The following is a 17,605-nucleotide window of genomic DNA, read 5'->3' as shown; positions in this document are numbered from 1 at the left end:
TATGGCTGTACAAAAAAGCAAAAAGTCTCGTGCAAGACGCGGCATGCGCCGTTCACACGATGCGATTAGTGGTCCAAGCTTAACTGTAGATCAAACATCTGGTGAGACTCATCGTCGCCACCATGTGACTGCAGATGGTTACTACAAAGGCGTTCAAGTAATTTCTAAATAAGAGATTTCTTTATGCTGAATAATCTAACCATAGCGTTAGATATGATGGGGGGCGATTACGGCCCCCGTTCATCTATCCCCGCTGCCGTTAACGCGGTAAATGCTCATGCTAATTTAACGCTAATTTTATGCGGTAATGAGCAAGTCATATCAAAACAACTCGAATCACTCGATTCACTAGCACACCCTCGACTTATTATTCGCCATTGTAGCGAAGTTGTTACTAATGCATGTAAGCCCGGTGTTGCTGTACGCTCCAAAAAAGATTCATCTATGCGCGTTGCCCTTAACTTAGTTAAATCGGGCGAGGCTCAAGCATGCGTAAGCTCAGGTAATACTGGCGCGTTATTTTTTATGGCACATTACGTGTTAAAAATGCTTCCTGGTGTAAAACGTCCAGCACTTATTTCTGCGGTACCTACAGAGCGAAAAAACCCGGTTTATTTACTCGACCTGGGTGCTAACGTACATTGCGATGCACAAACCTTATATCAATTTGGCATTATGGGGTCGGTAGTCGCAGGGCAAGCACTTGGCTGCGATAATCCCAAAGTAAGTTTATTAAACATTGGCTCTGAAGATATCAAAGGCCATGAAGATATTAAGCAGGCTGCACAATTAATGCAGCAAAGCCCTTTAATCAACTATATTGGTTACAGTGAGGGTAGCGATATATTTACCGGAAAAGCCGATGTTATTGTATGCGAAGGCTTTGTGGGTAATGTGGCGCTTAAAACCTGTGAAGGGATTGCAAAACTTATAATGAATAAGTTTACCGCCGCGCTTGAAAAGCACCTCGTTTATAAATGTATGGCGTTTATGCTGGGTCCTATAATAAAAAAACTCTATAAAAGGGTGAACCCCGACCAGTATAACGGTGCAAGTCTGGTAGGATTGCGCGGTATTGTGGTTAAAAGCCATGGAAATGCCTCAGCTAAAGCATTTCAAGCAGCAATTGATGAAGCGGTAAAGGAGGTTGAACGCCAACTTCCCGACAAAATAGCCGCAATTTTTGAAAAAATACATTCTAAAGACACGGTGAACGAGTAGTAATTGAGTTGCCGTGTTTATAACATTATTTATTTGTTTAATTAAAAAGAGCAAAATATGGCACAACAAATTGCAATTCTATTTCCAGGTCAAGGCTCACAAAGTGTTGGCATGTTAACTGAGTTACTCCAAAGCTCAGGCATTGTTAAAGCAACTTTTAGCGAAGCGTCAGCGGCGCTAGGATATGACCTAGCAGATCTGGTTCTTAATGGCCCAGAAGAAAAGCTAAATCAAACCCACCGCACTCAACCTGCATTATTAACAGCCAGTGTTGCTATTTACCGTGATTGGTTAGCAGCTAACCCAGATGCAGATGTTATTATGGCTGGGCACAGCTTAGGTGAGTACTCTGCATTAGTATGTAGCGAAGTAATAAGCTTGAGTGAAGCGGTAAAGCTAGTAGAAAACCGTGGTTTATATATGCAAGAAGCCGTACCTGCAGGTGTAGGTTCAATGGCCGCTATTATTGGTTTAGGCGATGATGAAACCAAAGCGGCTTGCGCCGCTGCAGCACAAGGCGAAGTGGTTTCTCCGGTAAATTATAATTCTCCTGGGCAAGTTGTTATTGCTGGCCATAAAGCGGCTGTAGATCGCGCTTCACAAGCGTGTAAAGATGCAGGTGCAAAACGTGCATTGCCACTTGCTGTTAGCGTGCCATCGCACTGTGAGCTAATGAAGCCGGCCGCTGAAAAGCTAGCTATTGATTTAGCTGCGTTAACATTTAACACGCCTAAATGCGCTGTTATTAATAATGTTGATGTAAAAGCTGAAACGTCAGCTGACGCAATTAAAGACGCATTAGTGCGTCAGTTATACAGCCCAGTACGCTGGACTGAAATAGTACAAGCATTAGTTGCACAAGGTGTAACACAAAGCTACGAATTTGGCCCAGGTAAAGTATTAACTGGCCTTGCAAAACGAATTGATAAAGCAATGATCTGTGGTTCAGTTAACGACTGTGCCTCAATTGATGCGGCAAAATAAGAGTATAAAATATGACTAATTTATTTTCATTAGCGGGCAAAGTTGTCCTGATCACGGGCGCTAGCCGTGGTATTGGTAAAGCCATTGCAACTACTTTAGTTGCCCAAGGCGCAAAAGTAGCGGGTACGGCCACCAGTGAGTCGGGCGCTGCTAAAATCAGCGAGTATTTAGGTGAAAATGGTAAAGGTTATGCGTTAAACGTAACTGATCCTGCGTCTATTGAGGCGACATTAGCGGCGATAAAAGCTGATTTTGGCGATGTTGACGTATTGGTAAATAATGCCGGCATTACCCGCGATAATTTATTAATGCGCATGAAAGAAAGTGAGTGGGATGATATTATCGACACTAACTTAAGCTCTATATTCCGTTTATCTAAGGCGGTATTACGCCCAATGATGAAGAAAAAGAATGGTCGTATTATCAATATTGGTTCAGTAGTGGGCACTATGGGTAATGCTGGGCAAGCTAACTACGCAGCGGCTAAAGCCGGCGTTATTGGCTTTTCTAAGTCACTAGCACGCGAAGTTGCGTCGCGTGGTATTACGGTAAACGTAGTTGCACCTGGTTTTATTCAAACCGATATGACCGATGGTCTTACTGATGAGCAAAAAGCAGCCACACTGGCAAATGTACCAGCAGGGCGTTTAGGGCAACCAAATGAAATTGCTGCTGCAGTATGTTACTTAGCATCAGATGCGGCTGCGTATGTATCGGGTGAAACTTTGCATGTAAATGGTGCGATGTACATGGTTTAATAGCCTATGTGCAAAGAAAGTAATTAAATATAAGTAATTAAATTGCCAAAAAAGATTGAATTATTGGCAATCTTGCTTTAAACATACTTGAAATCGTGGTTAAAATAAGCGATAAAAGATGAAACGTACACTCAAGAGGTTTGACCAGACAATTATTTATGGTCAAAAGATTGAATCAGAGAATTATGCGACGTAAACTACGCCGCAATCTGAAAATAACGCATTGGCGTTTTTAATAAAGGAAAGAAGAATGAGCGATATCCAAGAACGCGTAAAGAAAATTATCATCGAACAACTAGGTGTTAAAGAAGAAGAAGTGAAAAATGAATCTTCTTTCGTAGATGACTTAGGTGCAGATTCTCTTGATACAGTTGAATTAGTAATGGCTCTTGAAGAAGAGTTTGATACTGAGATCCCTGATGAAGAAGCTGAAAAAATCACTACAGTACAATCTGCTATCGATTACGTTACAGCTCACGCTGAGTAATTAATCGCATATTAAGGGCAGCATTCGCTGCCCTTAATCTCTATATCCAAACCACTTCAAAGTATATGATTCAAAGCAAAGCTAAACATCAATCTAATTTACACTGATTTTATTGGTATTATGCGTTTTAAATCTAATTTGAGACTAGCACTTTGAAGTTGCTTGGGTATTAATTATCCCCTTATAAAACACCTTATTGGAGGCAAACCGTGGCTAAACGTCGAGTTGTCGTAACTGGCTTAGGAATGTTGACGCCGCTAGGTAATGATGTGCAATCAACCTGGCAGGGCTTATTAGATGGCAAAAGTGGTATTCAAACTATCACACACTTTGATACATCAAAATTTGGTACGCATTTCGCGGGTCTAATTAATGATTTTGATGCATCGGCTTATATGCCAGCAAAAGATGCTAAAAAAATGGATTTATTTATTCAATACGGCATTGCCGCGGGGATCCAAGCATTTAAAGATTCAGGCCTTGAAGTAACTGAACAAAACGCGACGCGTATTGGCGTAGCTGTGGGTTCTGGTATTGGTGGTTTAACGCTTATTGAAGAAAACCATATAAAACTACTCAATAGTGGACCGCGTAAGTTATCTCCATTTTATGTACCTTCTACTATTATTAATATGATTTCTGGTCATTTATCAATAATGAATGGACTACGTGGCCCTAATATTTCTATTGTTACAGCCTGTACTACGGGTTTGCATAATATTGGCCATGCTGCCCGTATGATAGCGTACGGCGATGCAGATGCTATGGTAGCCGGCGGTGCTGAAAAAGCCTGTACGCCAATTGGTATGGGAGGCTTTAATGCCGCTCGTGCACTTTCAACACGCAACGATGATCCACAAGCGGCTTCGCGTCCTTGGGATAAAGACCGCGATGGTTTTGTATTATCAGACGGTGCGGGTGTTGTGGTTGTTGAAGAATACGAACACGCAAAAGCACGTGGTGCAAAAATTTATGCCGAACTAGTTGGTTTTGGTATGAGCGGTGATGCATTTCATATGACTTCACCACCAGAAGATGGTGCAGGCGCAGCGCTAGCGATGGAAAATGCGCTAAACGATGCGCAAGTAAATGCGGACCAAATTGGTTACATTAACGCACATGGTACATCGACTCATGCAGGTGACAAAGCAGAAACCTCGGCCGTTAAAAGTGTTTTTGGCAGTGCAGCAAAAGATGTAATGGTGAGTTCATCTAAATCTATGATGGGTCATTTATTAGGTGCTGCTGGTTCGGTTGAGTCGATTATTTCAATATTGTCGTTAACCGACCAAAAAGTAACCCCAACAATAAATCTTGATAACCCAGATGAAGGGTGCGATTTAGACTATGTAGCGCACACTGCCCGAGATGCAAAATTAGAGTTTGCTCTCTGCAACTCGTTTGGCTTTGGTGGTACTAATGGCTCGTTACTGTTTAAAAAGGTATAATCTTTTTTAACAACAGACCAGACTATAAGAGCTCAGTTGTTTAACTGGGCTTTTTTTATATGCAAAAAACACAAAAAGACACACAAACTATTATTACAACAGTTAAAAACAGCACTATAAGCACGTACGATCGTGGCTTAAATTATGGTGATGGTTTTTTTACAACTGCAAAAGTAGTAAATGGGCAAGTAGAGCATTGGTCACATCATAAAGCGCGTTTAATTGAATGTGCTGCACGACTTGGTTTCCCATTAGTAGATTTTGCTGAACTTGAAGCAGACATAGCTAAAAGTATAGCGGAGCATACGTTGTGCGTGCTTAAAATTGTAATAACGCGAGGTGAGGGAGGGCGCGGTTATGGTTTACCGCAAACGTGTAATATCACCGTGTTATTGAGTATTTTAGATTACCCTCAAAATTACAGCAGATTGGCAGATGAGGGTATAAGTCTTAACATCAGCCCCATTAAACTAGCCGCACAACCCTTGCTTGCAGGACTCAAAACGCTAAACCGCCTTGAACAAGTATTAATAAAAAAAGCGCTGCAAACGCAACCTTGTGACGATGTACTGGTACTTGATTACAACGACAATGTGATAGAAGCCTCTGCAGCAAATATTATTGCTATTAAGCAAAATAAATTATTTACCCCAAGCCTTAATGAGTGCGGGATAAAGGGGGTTTATCTGCAATCATTATGTGATAAATTAGCCGTTGATTTTAAGTGCGTAAGTATTACAGACTTGCTTGAGGCGGATGCGGTTTTTATCTGTAATAGCTTAATGGGCGTAGTGCCTGTTAATCGTCTTGAGCAGCGTAGTTTTGATGTTGTGCATAGCCAGTTATTATTAAATAAATTATTAGCCAAGGAGGCTAAGTGTTAAAAGTTACTTTATCGGTATTATTATTAGCCATAATTACCAGTGTTTTTGGTTATCAGCAATTACAAGCAACGCTCCATAGCCCATTAAAAGTAGCGAATAACACCCAGTTTGAAGTGAAAAAAGGCACTGGCTTTAATCAGTTATGCAAGCAATGGCAAGCCAATAACTGGGTAGAAAACTGCTGGCGTTACCAACTACTTGCTAAACTAGACCCAACACTCACAGATTTAAAAACGGGGCTTTACGCACTTAATAGTGATAGCGTTATTAGCAATATAAAAAAAATAAATAACGGCCAACAAGTTAGCTTTAGTTTTACTATTATCGAAGGCCAAGCACTGCGCGAAGTATTAGCTGCTATTAAAAATGCCAATCACTTAGAAAATGATTTAAAAGAGCAGCAACTAAGTCAGCAAATACTTGGCAGTGATATGCACTTAGAAGGCTGGTTATTTCCCGAAACTTATCACTATCATAGTAACGACACGATTAGCAGTGTGCTAAAACGCGCCGCCCAAAAAATGCAACAAACCCTTGATGCTGCTTGGCAGCAGCGCGCACAAAATTTACCTTATAACACTGCGTACGAAGCACTGATAATGGCCTCTATTATTGAAAAAGAAACGGGCCTTGCCAGTGAGCGGCCATTAATCGCTTCTGCGTTTGTAAACAGGCTAAATACTAATATGCGCCTACAAACAGATCCAACCGTAATCTACGGCATTGGAGAGAGCTTTGACGGCGATATTAAACGCAAAGACTTGCGTAACTACACGCCCTATAACACCTATCGTATTAATGGCCTGCCGCCAACACCCATTGCCATGCCATCAAAGGCAGCTATTTTAGCCGCGGTTAATCCACCCACAACTGAATATGTTTACTTTGTTTCAAAAGGTGATGGCAGTCATCAATTTTCAACCACATTGCAGCAGCACAATGCGGCAGTTAAAACGTATATATTAAACAAAAAGAACTGATTTTTATGAAACCTAAATTTATAGTAATCGAAGGGTTAGAAGGTGCCGGTAAATCTACCGCTATTGCTTTGTGCCAGTCGTTTTTAAACAGCAAAAAAATTGATTTTATTAATGTGCGTGAACCCGGTGGTACGCCGCTTGCTGAATCGTTACGTACATTAGTAAAAGCACAACATGACGAAGAAATAGCATTCGAAACTGAATTATTAATTATGTACGCAGCACGCTCGCAGCTAATGCATAATGTTATTAACCCAGCGCTTGAGCAAGGGCAATGGGTACTTGCCGATCGTCACGACTTGTCATCGCAGGCGTATCAGGGTGGCGGACGTGGTATTGGTGCTAATACACTTGCATCACTTTCTTCAATGGTATTAAAAGGGCTAAAACCCGATTTAACCATTTACTTGGATATTGATCCTGTTATTGGCCTTGAACGCGCTAAAGGTCGAGGTGAATTAGACAGAATAGAACAAGAAGCGATTGAGTTTTTTCAGCGTACACGCATGCGTTACTTAGAACTTGCTAATGACGACAACTCTATTAAAACTGTTGACGCTAATCAAAGCATTGAGCACGTACATCGTGATATAACGAATGTATTACGCACATTTTTTGCAGAGCAAAAATAATATGACATTGCCTTGGCTGCACGATATAGAGCAACGCTTAACACAAAGTTTTAAAGCGCAGCGCTTTCATCATGCGCAGTTGTTTAGTGGCCCTATTGGTGTTGGTAAGTTTGCTTTTGCCAGCCAGTTAGCAAATGCATTGTTATGTAACAACATAGCCGAGCAAGTTGCGGCAAAAAAAAGTGTATTATCGGCGTGTGGACAGTGTAAGAGTTGTTTATTAATAAAGGCAGGTACTCACCCTGATAAGCGCTTAACGCAAGTTGATGGGCAGAGTATTGGCGTAGACGATATACGTGGTATTAGTGATTTTATGCATCATTCGGCAGCGCAAAATGGTAATAAAGTCGCTATTATCGAAAACTGCGAAAAAATGACTACCGCTGCTGCAAATGCGTTATTAAAAACGCTAGAAGAGCCAAGTCAAAGCCGGTTTTTAATTCTCACAACCAGTCAAGCTACACAATTGCCAGCCACTGTTTTAAGTCGCTGTGCAAAAACGGATGTAAAAGTAACAAACTTAGCACTTGCTCAGCAATGGTTAGAATCGCTAGAAATAACCAATTATACCTGGTTGCCGCTGTTTTACAGCCAACCACTGCAAGTTAAATATTGGCATGAGCAAAATCAGCTACAAAATATAAATACACTTTATAAATTTGCAACTGAGTTTAAACAAAGTCATAATTTTACTGAGTTAGTAGCAATAATAAATAAACAGCCTGAGCTTATTCGTATATTTACGTTATTTTTAAGCGAGCAATTAAAACAACAGCTTATGCAAGGCATGAGCTTTGACGCTTATCAAAATGTGCAACATGCACTAAACGAGTTTTTACAAAATAATACCAAAATACTCGGGCTAAATTTACCGCTAGCAGTATCGAGATTAGCGTCCGTACTGCGAAATAATTAAAGGACTGAGCATGCAAGAGCTATTAGTAGATATAGACGATTTAGATGAATTATATTGCTGTTATATGCCTTATTTAAAAAAAGGCGGCTTATTTGTACGCACTAATATGCGTTACGAAGTAGGGCATTCACTCGCTTTACGAGTCACCCTTCCAGATGCGTTAGAGGATGATGTTGTGACCGGGAAAGTGTCGTGGATCACACCACAAGGAGCGCAAAGCTCTAACCCGCCGGGCATAGGTATTAGTTTTTTAGATGATAAAACAAACCTAAACGCCAAGATCGAAAAACTACTGGGGACTATGTTAAACTCCGGTAATCCAACTTATACCATGTAAAGTAGTACCATGATTGTAGATTCTCATTGCCATTTAGACCGCCTTGATTTTGATAAGCTCGATTTAAACCTTGACCAAGTACTTGATAAAGCGCGTGCAAAAAAGGTTGAACACTTTTTATGCGTAAGCGTAACACTTGATCAATTCCCGAATATGCTTGATAAAATTAAGCATTATGATGATGTGTCAGCTTCATGTGGCGTACATCCACTTGATCAAAAAGATGCGCTTAATAAGCAACAATTAATTGATTTAGCGTCGCACGATAAAGTCGTCGCCATTGGCGAAACAGGGCTTGATTACTACTACGCAAAAGACACACATGCCGTACAACAGGCAAGCTTTGTAGGGCATATAGAAGTAGCAAACCAATTACAAAAACCACTAATTATTCATACCCGTGACGCCCGTAACGATACCATTAATTTAATGAAACAGCATAACGCCGAAAATTGCGGTGGTGTACTGCATTGTTTTACCGAAGATTGGGATATGGCTAAAAAAGCCATTGATATGGGCTTTTATATTTCGATTTCGGGGATTGTTACCTTCAAAAATGCCGTAGAGTTAAAAGAAGTGGTAAAACAAATACCGCTCGATCGCCTGTTAATAGAAACCGACTCTCCATATTTAGCACCGGTACCGTATCGCGGCAAAACTAATCAACCAGCATATGTAGAAGATGTGGCTTATTACATTAGTGAATTAAAGGGAATTAGCTTTAACGAACTGGCAAAAGCGACTACTGAGAACTTTTACACTTTATTTAAATTAGCAGCCAAAGGCTAAATACATGAAAACTCACACGGCGCAACTTCCTATTTTATTAATGGGGCCTATGGTGCGCCGTGCCGAGCAAACCAGTGTATGCATTCAGTTTGCTACCTCTAAGCCTGCTAATTGCCGCGTTGAACTGTTAAATTATGAATGTTACGGCGATCAGCACAGCGTTTCTCTCGGCGAACATTTATATCTGCATTTCGTCATTATAAAGCCAATAAATCATAAGTTTCCTACTGACAGCTTATTAAGCTACGAACTTATAGTTGACGATACCCCAATTGATTTATCGCCTTGGTGCTATAGCAATCAAGCAACACCTGCATTTGTAATTCCCAATAAACTCAGTGATATTTTGCACGGATCATGTCGTAATGCACATCATCCAGCAAAAGACAGTTTAGTTTCTGCAAGTCATTGGCAAAATACTCAGCGCGGTAATAACAACCAAGGCGCACAATTGCTATTACTGAGCGGTGATCAGGTTTATGCCGATGACGTAGCAGGGCCTATGTTATTAGCTATTCATCAGTTAATTGAAGCCTTAGGTATTTATAAAGAGCAACCACTTACAATTGAGCTACCGAACGATATAAATGAGCAGCTTTATAATCGCCATTTGTTCTTACCAAAAACACCTTGGCAAAAACGCTCAAAGTTAGGTGTTAGTTATTGGCTGAAAAAAGATGAACCTCACTTTTCAAGTGTAAAAGCCCACAATCACCTTATCCACTTTGAAGAATATATAGCACTTTATTTATTAAACTTTAGTGCCGCCGCTTGGCAATGTGTCGATATACAAAGCACAACGTATGCAGGTCAAAACGCGCAAAACAAGACTATTTTTAACGCCGAAAAATCAGCATTGATTGATTATGTAAAAGGATTGAGTGATGTAGAGCGGTTGTTTGCCAATGTATCTACATTAATGATATTTGACGATCATGATGTAACCGATGACTGGAACCTGACCGCTGGATGGGAGCAAGCGATTAATCAAAACCCTGTGAGTAAACGTATTGTGAGTAATGGTTTAATTAGCTATTGGTTGTTTCAAGGGATGGGAAATGATGCGCTCACTAAAACGGGCACATTAATCGCTGCGTTTAAGGACAGCTTAGCGAGCAGTAATACCTGGCAGTTTAAAGCATTTGATAAAACACTAACAGAATTTAGTCACTGGCATTATGAACTGACAACGGTTCCTAAAGTGGTGGTGCTCGACACTCGCACACATCGTTGGCGTAATGAGCAAAACTTTAATGAGCCCTCTGGTCTACTTGATTGGGAGCGACTTACTGATCTTGAGCAGAGCTTATTGAGCCATGATCAAGTTATTATTGTATCGCCCGCGCCAGTATTTGGCGTTAAATCGATTGAAGCTATTCAAGCGCTATTTAATATGTGCGGCCAACCGCTCACGGTAGACGTAGAAAACTGGATGGCTCACGAAGGCTCGGCAAGAAAATTGCTCGATACTTTTAGAAGAGATGATACGCCAAACGAAACGCTAATTTTATCTGGTGATGTACATTACTCCTTTTGTTTTTCGGTGCAAAAACGTTTTGGTGATCATCCTAATAGAGTGTGGCAGCTGACTGCCAGTGGTATAAAAAACGAATTTCCGCGTAAATTAATAAATATACTCGATAAACTCGATTCAATTTTATATAGCCCGAAAAGTCCGCTGAATTTCTTTACTAAACGTTGGCATATGGAGGTTGATAAACACCAAACTAAAGGCGATGGGCAAAAGTATTTAGTGAGCGATTCAGCTATTAGCTTAATAACGCTAGAGCAAGGTAATTTGGCTCGCTATCAGCTTATTCATGGCGAGGGTCACTTAACTGAGTTTGATTTAGCACAGCACTAATTAGCTTGATTACGTCTTTTTTTTATAGTTTTAGGCGCGGGTAATTTATTAGTTAAAATGGCCAAGCATAAAATAGCCATAAACAGCATTGAATTAGCGCCAGCTTGCAGCGAATAGTCTACTAAAGAATGCAGTAGCATAGTAATAATAGCCACAGCACAGCCAAATGCCACTCCTTGATAAAGTGCGGTTTTACGTTGGCGCATGGTCACAATACAGAGCCATAAACAATAAAGTATCAGCAAACCAAGCGCTAATGTTGCCGGGATACCTAGCTCCACAGCAAATTGTATATAATCGTTATGCGCATTATCGTAGTAGCCAGAAAAGGGCTCTGATTGATACGCAGGGAAAGCAGTATAAAAAGTACCCCCACCTGATCCCAGCAATGGTTTATCTAATATAAGCGGTATAGAGTCGCGTACCACTTCGTCACGTGTTTCTGAGTGTATACTGGTTTCGCTAATACGCTGTTTTACTTTTTCAACGTCAAATATTGCACCAATAATAATTAAATCGATAATAAAAAAGCTAATAATAAGGTGTTTAAACGCTTTGGGCTTTTGCCTATAAATAAATAAAGCCAATAAGCTAATAGCCATTAAAGCGATAAAAAATGCCGAGTTACCCATACGGCTGCGAGTTAATATTAAGGCAACAATAATAATAATTAATGATACGCGTAACACAATTTTAGAGCTTAATAATATGCCAGCCCAGTCACGTAATGTTTGTGCGAGTGATCGTGTATTGTCGTTAGCAGAGCGTTTTAACTCACTGATCAACACACCAATGCCTAAGCATAAGCACAGCGCTAAATAGTTGGCTAAAAAGTTAGAATAAGTAAAAGTACCAATAGCACGATCGGTATGTTTATAACTAAATAATGGGCTAATAATATCGGGTGATAAGCTTAAATAACTTGCATATAAAGCCTGAAAAACCCCAGCAAAAATAACAGTGTAAACTAGCTTTTTAATTCGTAAGGAGTGGTTACAGTAAATAAAAATTAACCAGCAAAATAGTATCATAAACCAGGTTTTAATTAACATTTGCTGAGTTTGAAACGGATCAACACTTATGCCAAATAGCTGTATTGTGCATACTAAAACAACAACGCCAAGAGCAATAAATATAGGCCAAGAGTATAAAGGAGGATAAAGCAGTTGTTTATTTTTAATAGTACTATTAAATAAATGCACTAAAAACGTAAAGCTAATTAACACGCCTATAGTTAATATTGCCCATGGACGATAACTGCCAAGGGGGAGGGGGAGTAAAAAAATAATTAAACATATAACAAAAAATATAAAGCGATTCACAGTGTTCTCAAAATATAAACGCAGCGCTAAGGCTGCATTTATATTTAATAAAGTTAGTTACCAACTTCAGATATACCAGCATCACCACCAGTACCACCCGATCCAGGAGGGGTAGGTAATACAGGTAAGCTAATTGGAGGATTAGGTTGTGCTTGGGTAGGGCCTGCAGCCGTGGCTTGTGAAGCAATAGTAGCATCTATGCCCGCATTAATTGCAGCAAGTGTAATAGTGTCAGAATCTACTCCGTATGCTGAAAGTGCAGCTAATAAAGCAGCAACCATAGGGCTGTCTACACCAAAAGCAGCAACAACGGCAGTAACCATTTGATCAACCTGAGCGTTACTACAGTTGCCTCGTGGCAAGGTTTTGTCTAGTTGGTTTTTTATATTGTTTTTACAAATAATTTTAATGGCGGCAACTAAGTCTTGTTGTAGTTGCTCAGGAGACACATCTATTGGTGCATTACTTAAAATCGAAATCAAGTTGTCTGTTCCTGCAGACTGAACAGATTTTGATGTATTAGTTTGTGCATAAGTTTGCGGTACATAAAGTACACACAGCCCTACTATTAGTCCAAATAAGATAATTGATTTCATGATCGACCCTTGTTTAAAAAATAGGCTACTTACAAAATTCTAATACATTTGGATGAAAAGTAAACTTTTTATTTGTGTTTTTATCAATAATGTTGATTACTTGTGAGGTCGAGCAAATTAAATTCCCTTGAACACCATCACAACCTAAGCTTTCGAGTATGTTTAATGTTTCGGGTTTTTCAATTAAACACGCTAAAACTTTAATACCAAAACCATGACAAATATTATTTACCGTTTGAATATAAAAGCGACTTTGAGGATTATCAACTAAATCTTGAATGTAGCTACCGTCAATTTTTACATACTCAATATCTAGGCCATGTAAATATTTAAAAGAGGTTAAACTGGTGCCAAAGTGCTCTACGCATACACTAATACCAACCTCTTTTATCGCATCAATATGAAGTGCAGCAACGCGTATATTACTTAGTAAGCTCAATTCATGTAGCTCAAAAATAAGATTGTTTTTGAGGCTGGGGTAGTGTTGAGAAAACGCACCTAGCCACTGAATAAACTCCGGTGAATATAGCGAGGACTTACTTATATTTAAGGCGAATTTATCCTCTGGGTATTGCACTTTAATATTAATAAAATCACGGATTAATTTTTTATCTAGCTCTTCTGTTAAGTTTAACTTTTCGGCCATAGCGAATAAGTGACTATTGTTTATTTTTTCATTGTTATGGATAAAGTGCGCAAATACTTCAAAGTAGCACTGTGTAAGCTCGGTATTACTTTTTTTCACAGGCTGTACTGAAAAGCTCACTTCCCCAGAGTTAATTATGCTCTGAATTATTTTTTGCCACTCTTCTACACTAAAGACTATTTTGTTATCAATGTTAGCGTCAATCGTACTTTCTCCAATAGTACATCTTGTATCTAATGACGAAAGTAAATGACTCAGTGTTAAGCTTTTTTCAACATTTATAGAGGCTAAGCGAGCATAACCATTATTATGTGAACTGTGCTGTTTTTGGCTAAACAGTTCAATAAGATTAGCGTGTAAATTATATAAAAACGTAATGTCGTATGGCGCAATAAAAACAAAGGTGCTGCCATTTATTCGGCATAACCTATAGTTATTTAGATCAGCTAAAGAGAGTTTTAATATTTTAGCAACGTCGGTTACATACTCATCACCACTTTGATAACTAAGCGTTTGATTAATATTTACTAGCGAGGGGAGTGTGACCATTGTTGCTGTCATTGGTCGCTCAGGGGTAATGGAGTGAGTAATAGCATTAAAATAGTTTTCAAAAGATTTGCGATTACCTAACCCTGTGAGTGGGTCACTATACACGGCGCTTGTTAGCGCTTGGGTTTGTTTAGCTAAAGAGTCGAATGTACTTTGTAAATTAAGCACCATATTATTAATTGCTTTGGTTACTATGCGCAACTCTTGGGCTAACGGTACTTTATTATTGAGTGTAAAGCGTTTGCGAGTCACAAGTAGTGCTTGTTTTTCAACTGCTTTTAAAGGTTTGAATATTGTTTGTAAAATAAAATATGTGATCAGCAGTGAAGCAATTAACAGTATGAGCGAACTATAAAAGCTACGCTTTGTGTGCTGCCATAAAGTTAAGTATGACTCCCCCAAGTGGCTAGTAACTTCAAGTGTACCAGCAATGATCCAACCCGTATTTATTTCAGATTGCATTGTGGGTGCGCTTAACTCTACGGTGTTTGTAAACCACAGAGGCACAGAGTCGACATGAGTTGGGTTTTCTAATGAGAATAGCGTTTCATGTTTTGTATTTATAAAGCGTATTTTACTATAATAACCAGAATCAAAAATTGCGGTTGCCATAGTTTGCCCTACTATAAGGCCATCTGTATCCAAATAAGGGGAGATAGAAAGGCCTAAGCTTGTTGCAGTATCTTTTGCATGGCTTGCCATTTGCGTTTGTAAATAGTCTCGGGTTGTATCTACATCAATAATAACTCTTACAAAAAAAGATAAAATTGAAATACAAATGATTAACCCATAGATCTGTGTTTTAAGACTAATACCTTGTTTAAAAGGGTGATACATTATTTGCGCCTCCTGTATTAGTACTATTAACGAGAGCAAGTTCACCTTTTTCAATTCTTTTTAGCATAGTATCCCAAGCCGACACACCGCTACTATTTTTAACTTTATTGCCAAGCCCTTTTGCTTTGGCTAACCATAAACCTTGGCCATTAAAACTGTATATAGGTGTTAAATCGTTGCGTTTATTTGCGGGGAGTAACTGGGTATTAAAGTTACCCAAAACAAAAGGAATTTGGTCTGCTTCAGGAAAGTATATTAGTACCATGTGAGGCTGATTAATGGTGTGTTGACGCACATACATAAACCTTATTTTTTCTTCAGGAATACCAAGCGCAATTAAAGTAAAGTATTTAGCTATAACGTAGTCCTCACAATCCCCCATACCCACACCCAAACTTTCTATTGGTGTAGCCCAATAATCATTTTTATTCCAAAGCTCATTATCTGTTTTGTATTTTATATGTTTATTAAAAAAATTATTAACCAGATGTACCTGGCGCCATTCATTTTTATCAATAGATGCATCAATAAACTTAAGCCACTGCTTTATACGTCTGTGACCCTCTTCACCGTAATATTGTTTCGCCCGATCAGTTATTTCACTATGACGCAAGTAAATAAGCATGTCTTGTGAGCAAACAAAAAAAGATAACAAGATTAAAATGTAGCATCCAAAACGCACAAGTAGTTCCTTAAAATTTAGATGCGACACTTCTTATATTATTAGCATTAAACACAAAACTAGCAATAAAGTAGATCGAATAACTGTTAATGACTTAATAGGAGGTTGTACTCCCAATGATAAATGAATGCCGTGAAATAAAAAGTACATTGTGATGTACATTGAAGTTGAATTTACTAAGTAGATAAAAAGTTTATTGCGATAAGTTGGTCTATTATAAGATAGATTGTTTTATATTTAGCCAATAACAAATAACTATAAGGATGTTTTTTGAATCAATCGCCAGTGATTTTAAATAAATTTTTGGGTACAGCCGGCCTACAAGTTGTTAGCAGAGTATTGTCTGTTATTGCCGGTGTTATTCTTGCACGCTATTTAGGGCCAGAACAGTATGGATTATACACTTATATTTTATCGATAATTGCTATGGCAACGATTCCAGTTATTGCTGGTTTACCCCAGTTGTTAATACGCGAAATAGCACATGCTGAGTTGGAGAGTAAGTGGAGTGAACTAAAAGGCTTACTGCAGTGGTCAACAGCATTTATTGTTAGCACTTCTGCTGTGGTGATGCTTGCTATTCTAGCTTTTTTATACACAGGTATTATCAAAGGTGAGACTGCTAACTTGCTTTGGTTTGCGGTGCTGCTGATCCCAATAAAAAGCTTCTGCACAAATCAAGGCGCTATATTAAATGGCTTTAGAAAGCCAATTTTAGGTTTATTACCTGAGTTTATTTTAATGCCCTTTTTAGCTGTTTTTATTTACTTGATTTTTATAGCGTTACAAATAGAGTTCAGCAGCTTATTACTAATAAAAGTGCAATTAATCACATCAGCATTAACGCTTTTGTTAGGGGCAGGACTAATATTAAAAGTACGCGCTCATAAGCTAAAAAGTATTAAGGCAGAATACTATTTTAAAAGGTGGCATTTTGCGTTATTACCTTTTACGTTGATGGTACTTATCAGCACGATGAATTCGGAGCTTGCAAGTGTTTTTTTAGGTTATTTTGCAGATAAAGAGTCAGTTGGTTTTTTTAAAGTTGCTTTACAAGGAGTGACATTAGTTACTTTAGGCTTTACTTCTGTGAATCTTATTATAGGGCCAAAAGTAGCTAGGTTATATCGTAGTGGTGATATGAACTCTACACAGGCTCTTTTGACAAAAAGTGTAAAATTAAACGCTATTTTTTCATTACCTATTGTAATTATTTTAATTTTCCTAGGTGAAAGGTTTATAAGAATCTTGTTTGGAGATCAATATGCAGCTTCCCATCTGATCCTTATAATTTTAAGTGTTGGCCAAATTCTCAATATATGTTTTGGCTCAGTTGGTTTAGTCCTCAATATGACTGGGAATGAAAAGCGTTCTTTGAAAGCATTACTCATTACTTTATTAACTAATATTGTACTGTTATTTATTTTAGTTCCCGAATATAAAGCAATTGGCGCTGCTTTAGCTGTAAGTATTAGCTTAGTATTATGGAATATATTGATGTCGATAGAAGTGTATAAAATCACTAAATTAAAAACGTGGTTATGCTAAGTTTATTTATAAAAACACTGAGCATTTTTTAACACAGAGTTATTAAGTTAATTCCAATAAAAACACTAGAGAAATCTGAAATAGAGAAAGTTATATTAATTTTTAAATGTCATGACGAAGGTATT

At 38.6% G+C, this 17,605-nt stretch carries 18 protein-coding genes; 14 read left to right on the top strand and 4 right to left on the bottom strand.

Annotated elements, in window-relative coordinates:
- Nucleotide 1 precedes the first annotated feature (1 nt).
- From rpmF to PTRA_RS09560, 13 genes are all read left to right on the top strand, one after another.
- Nucleotides 2-172, top strand: a complete 171-nt coding sequence (rpmF, locus tag PTRA_RS09620; RefSeq protein WP_011328486.1) for a 50S ribosomal protein L32 — start codon at nucleotides 2-4, stop codon at nucleotides 170-172.
- Between the two features lie 11 nt (nucleotides 173-183).
- Entirely contained in the window at nucleotides 184-1,221 is a 1,038-nt protein-coding gene (gene plsX, locus PTRA_RS09615) for a phosphate acyltransferase PlsX (RefSeq protein WP_058373621.1), read from the top strand.
- Between the two features lie 57 nt (nucleotides 1,222-1,278).
- Nucleotides 1,279-2,205 (top strand): ACP S-malonyltransferase, encoded by a 927-nt coding sequence (gene fabD, locus PTRA_RS09610; RefSeq protein ID WP_058373620.1) that lies wholly within the window; start codon nucleotides 1,279-1,281, stop codon nucleotides 2,203-2,205.
- Nucleotides 2,206-2,216: 11 nt separating this feature from the next.
- Nucleotides 2,217-2,963, top strand: coding sequence for a 3-oxoacyl-ACP reductase FabG (fabG, locus tag PTRA_RS09605; RefSeq protein WP_058373619.1), 747 nt, complete (start codon nucleotides 2,217-2,219; stop codon nucleotides 2,961-2,963).
- A gap of 250 nt (nucleotides 2,964-3,213) precedes the next feature.
- Nucleotides 3,214-3,450 carry an acyl carrier protein gene (gene acpP, locus PTRA_RS09600; protein ID WP_006792304.1) on the top strand — a complete coding sequence of 79 codons (237 nt, stop codon included), beginning with the start codon at nucleotides 3,214-3,216 and terminating at the stop codon, nucleotides 3,448-3,450.
- 209 nt (nucleotides 3,451-3,659) lie between these two features.
- Entirely contained in the window at nucleotides 3,660-4,898 is a 1,239-nt protein-coding gene (gene fabF, locus PTRA_RS09595; RefSeq protein WP_058373618.1) for a beta-ketoacyl-ACP synthase II, read from the top strand.
- A 59-nt stretch (nucleotides 4,899-4,957) separates the two neighbouring features.
- Nucleotides 4,958-5,782 (top strand): aminodeoxychorismate lyase, encoded by an 825-nt coding sequence (gene pabC, locus PTRA_RS09590; RefSeq protein ID WP_058373617.1) that lies wholly within the window; start codon nucleotides 4,958-4,960, stop codon nucleotides 5,780-5,782.
- Nucleotides 5,776-6,762, top strand: coding sequence for an endolytic transglycosylase MltG (gene mltG / locus PTRA_RS09585; protein WP_058373616.1), 987 nt, complete (start codon nucleotides 5,776-5,778; stop codon nucleotides 6,760-6,762). Before pabC ends, mltG begins: the two co-directional genes overlap by 7 nt.
- A gap of 5 nt (nucleotides 6,763-6,767) precedes the next feature.
- Nucleotides 6,768-7,394 (top strand): dTMP kinase, encoded by a 627-nt coding sequence (tmk, locus tag PTRA_RS09580; protein ID WP_058373615.1) that lies wholly within the window; start codon nucleotides 6,768-6,770, stop codon nucleotides 7,392-7,394.
- A gap of 1 nt (nucleotide 7,395) precedes the next feature.
- Nucleotides 7,396-8,310, top strand: a complete 915-nt coding sequence (locus PTRA_RS09575; RefSeq protein ID WP_058373614.1) for a DNA polymerase III subunit — start codon at nucleotides 7,396-7,398, stop codon at nucleotides 8,308-8,310.
- A gap of 10 nt (nucleotides 8,311-8,320) precedes the next feature.
- On the top strand, nucleotides 8,321-8,647 hold the full coding sequence (locus tag PTRA_RS09570) for a PilZ domain-containing protein (protein ID WP_011328477.1): 327 nt from the start codon (nucleotides 8,321-8,323) through the stop codon (nucleotides 8,645-8,647).
- Between the two features lie 9 nt (nucleotides 8,648-8,656).
- Entirely contained in the window at nucleotides 8,657-9,436 is a 780-nt protein-coding gene (locus tag PTRA_RS09565) for a TatD family hydrolase (protein WP_058373613.1), read from the top strand.
- A 4-nt stretch (nucleotides 9,437-9,440) separates the two neighbouring features.
- Nucleotides 9,441-11,300, top strand: coding sequence for an alkaline phosphatase D family protein (locus PTRA_RS09560; protein ID WP_058373612.1), 1,860 nt, complete (start codon nucleotides 9,441-9,443; stop codon nucleotides 11,298-11,300).
- Here the strand turns inward: PTRA_RS09560 and PTRA_RS09555 are convergent.
- From PTRA_RS09555 to PTRA_RS09540, 4 genes are read right to left on the bottom strand one after another with little or no spacing between them, the layout of a single operon-like run.
- Complete coding sequence (locus tag PTRA_RS09555; protein WP_058373611.1) at nucleotides 11,297-12,622, bottom strand: O-antigen ligase family protein; 1,326 nt, start codon at nucleotides 12,620-12,622, stop codon at nucleotides 11,297-11,299. The two genes, PTRA_RS09560 and PTRA_RS09555, sit on opposite strands and share 4 nt — an antisense overlap.
- A gap of 53 nt (nucleotides 12,623-12,675) precedes the next feature.
- Nucleotides 12,676-13,218, bottom strand: a complete 543-nt coding sequence (locus PTRA_RS09550) for a hypothetical protein (RefSeq protein ID WP_058373610.1) — start codon at nucleotides 13,216-13,218, stop codon at nucleotides 12,676-12,678.
- Nucleotides 13,219-13,243: 25 nt separating this feature from the next.
- A complete protein-coding gene (locus PTRA_RS09545; protein ID WP_058373609.1) occupies nucleotides 13,244-15,250 on the bottom strand; it encodes a bifunctional diguanylate cyclase/phosphodiesterase in 2,007 nt (668 codons plus the stop codon).
- The gene (locus PTRA_RS09540; protein ID WP_058373608.1) at nucleotides 15,234-15,932 is read right to left on the bottom strand and encodes a transglutaminase-like cysteine peptidase; all 699 of its coding nucleotides are present in this window, start codon (nucleotides 15,930-15,932) and stop codon (nucleotides 15,234-15,236) included. The genes PTRA_RS09545 and PTRA_RS09540 overlap by 17 nt, the downstream gene beginning before the upstream one ends.
- Before the next feature lie 270 nt (nucleotides 15,933-16,202).
- Between PTRA_RS09540 and PTRA_RS09535 the strand changes: the two genes are divergently transcribed.
- The gene (locus PTRA_RS09535) at nucleotides 16,203-17,480 is read left to right on the top strand and encodes a flippase (protein ID WP_058373607.1); all 1,278 of its coding nucleotides are present in this window, start codon (nucleotides 16,203-16,205) and stop codon (nucleotides 17,478-17,480) included.
- Nucleotides 17,481-17,605 lie beyond the last annotated feature (125 nt).

Source organism: Pseudoalteromonas translucida KMM 520 (genome assembly GCF_001465295.1).
GTDB classification, from domain to species: Bacteria; Pseudomonadota; Gammaproteobacteria; order Enterobacterales; family Alteromonadaceae; genus Pseudoalteromonas; species Pseudoalteromonas translucida.
Note: the sequence above shows the minus strand (reverse complement) of the source record. Positions and strands in the feature narration are given on the sequence as shown.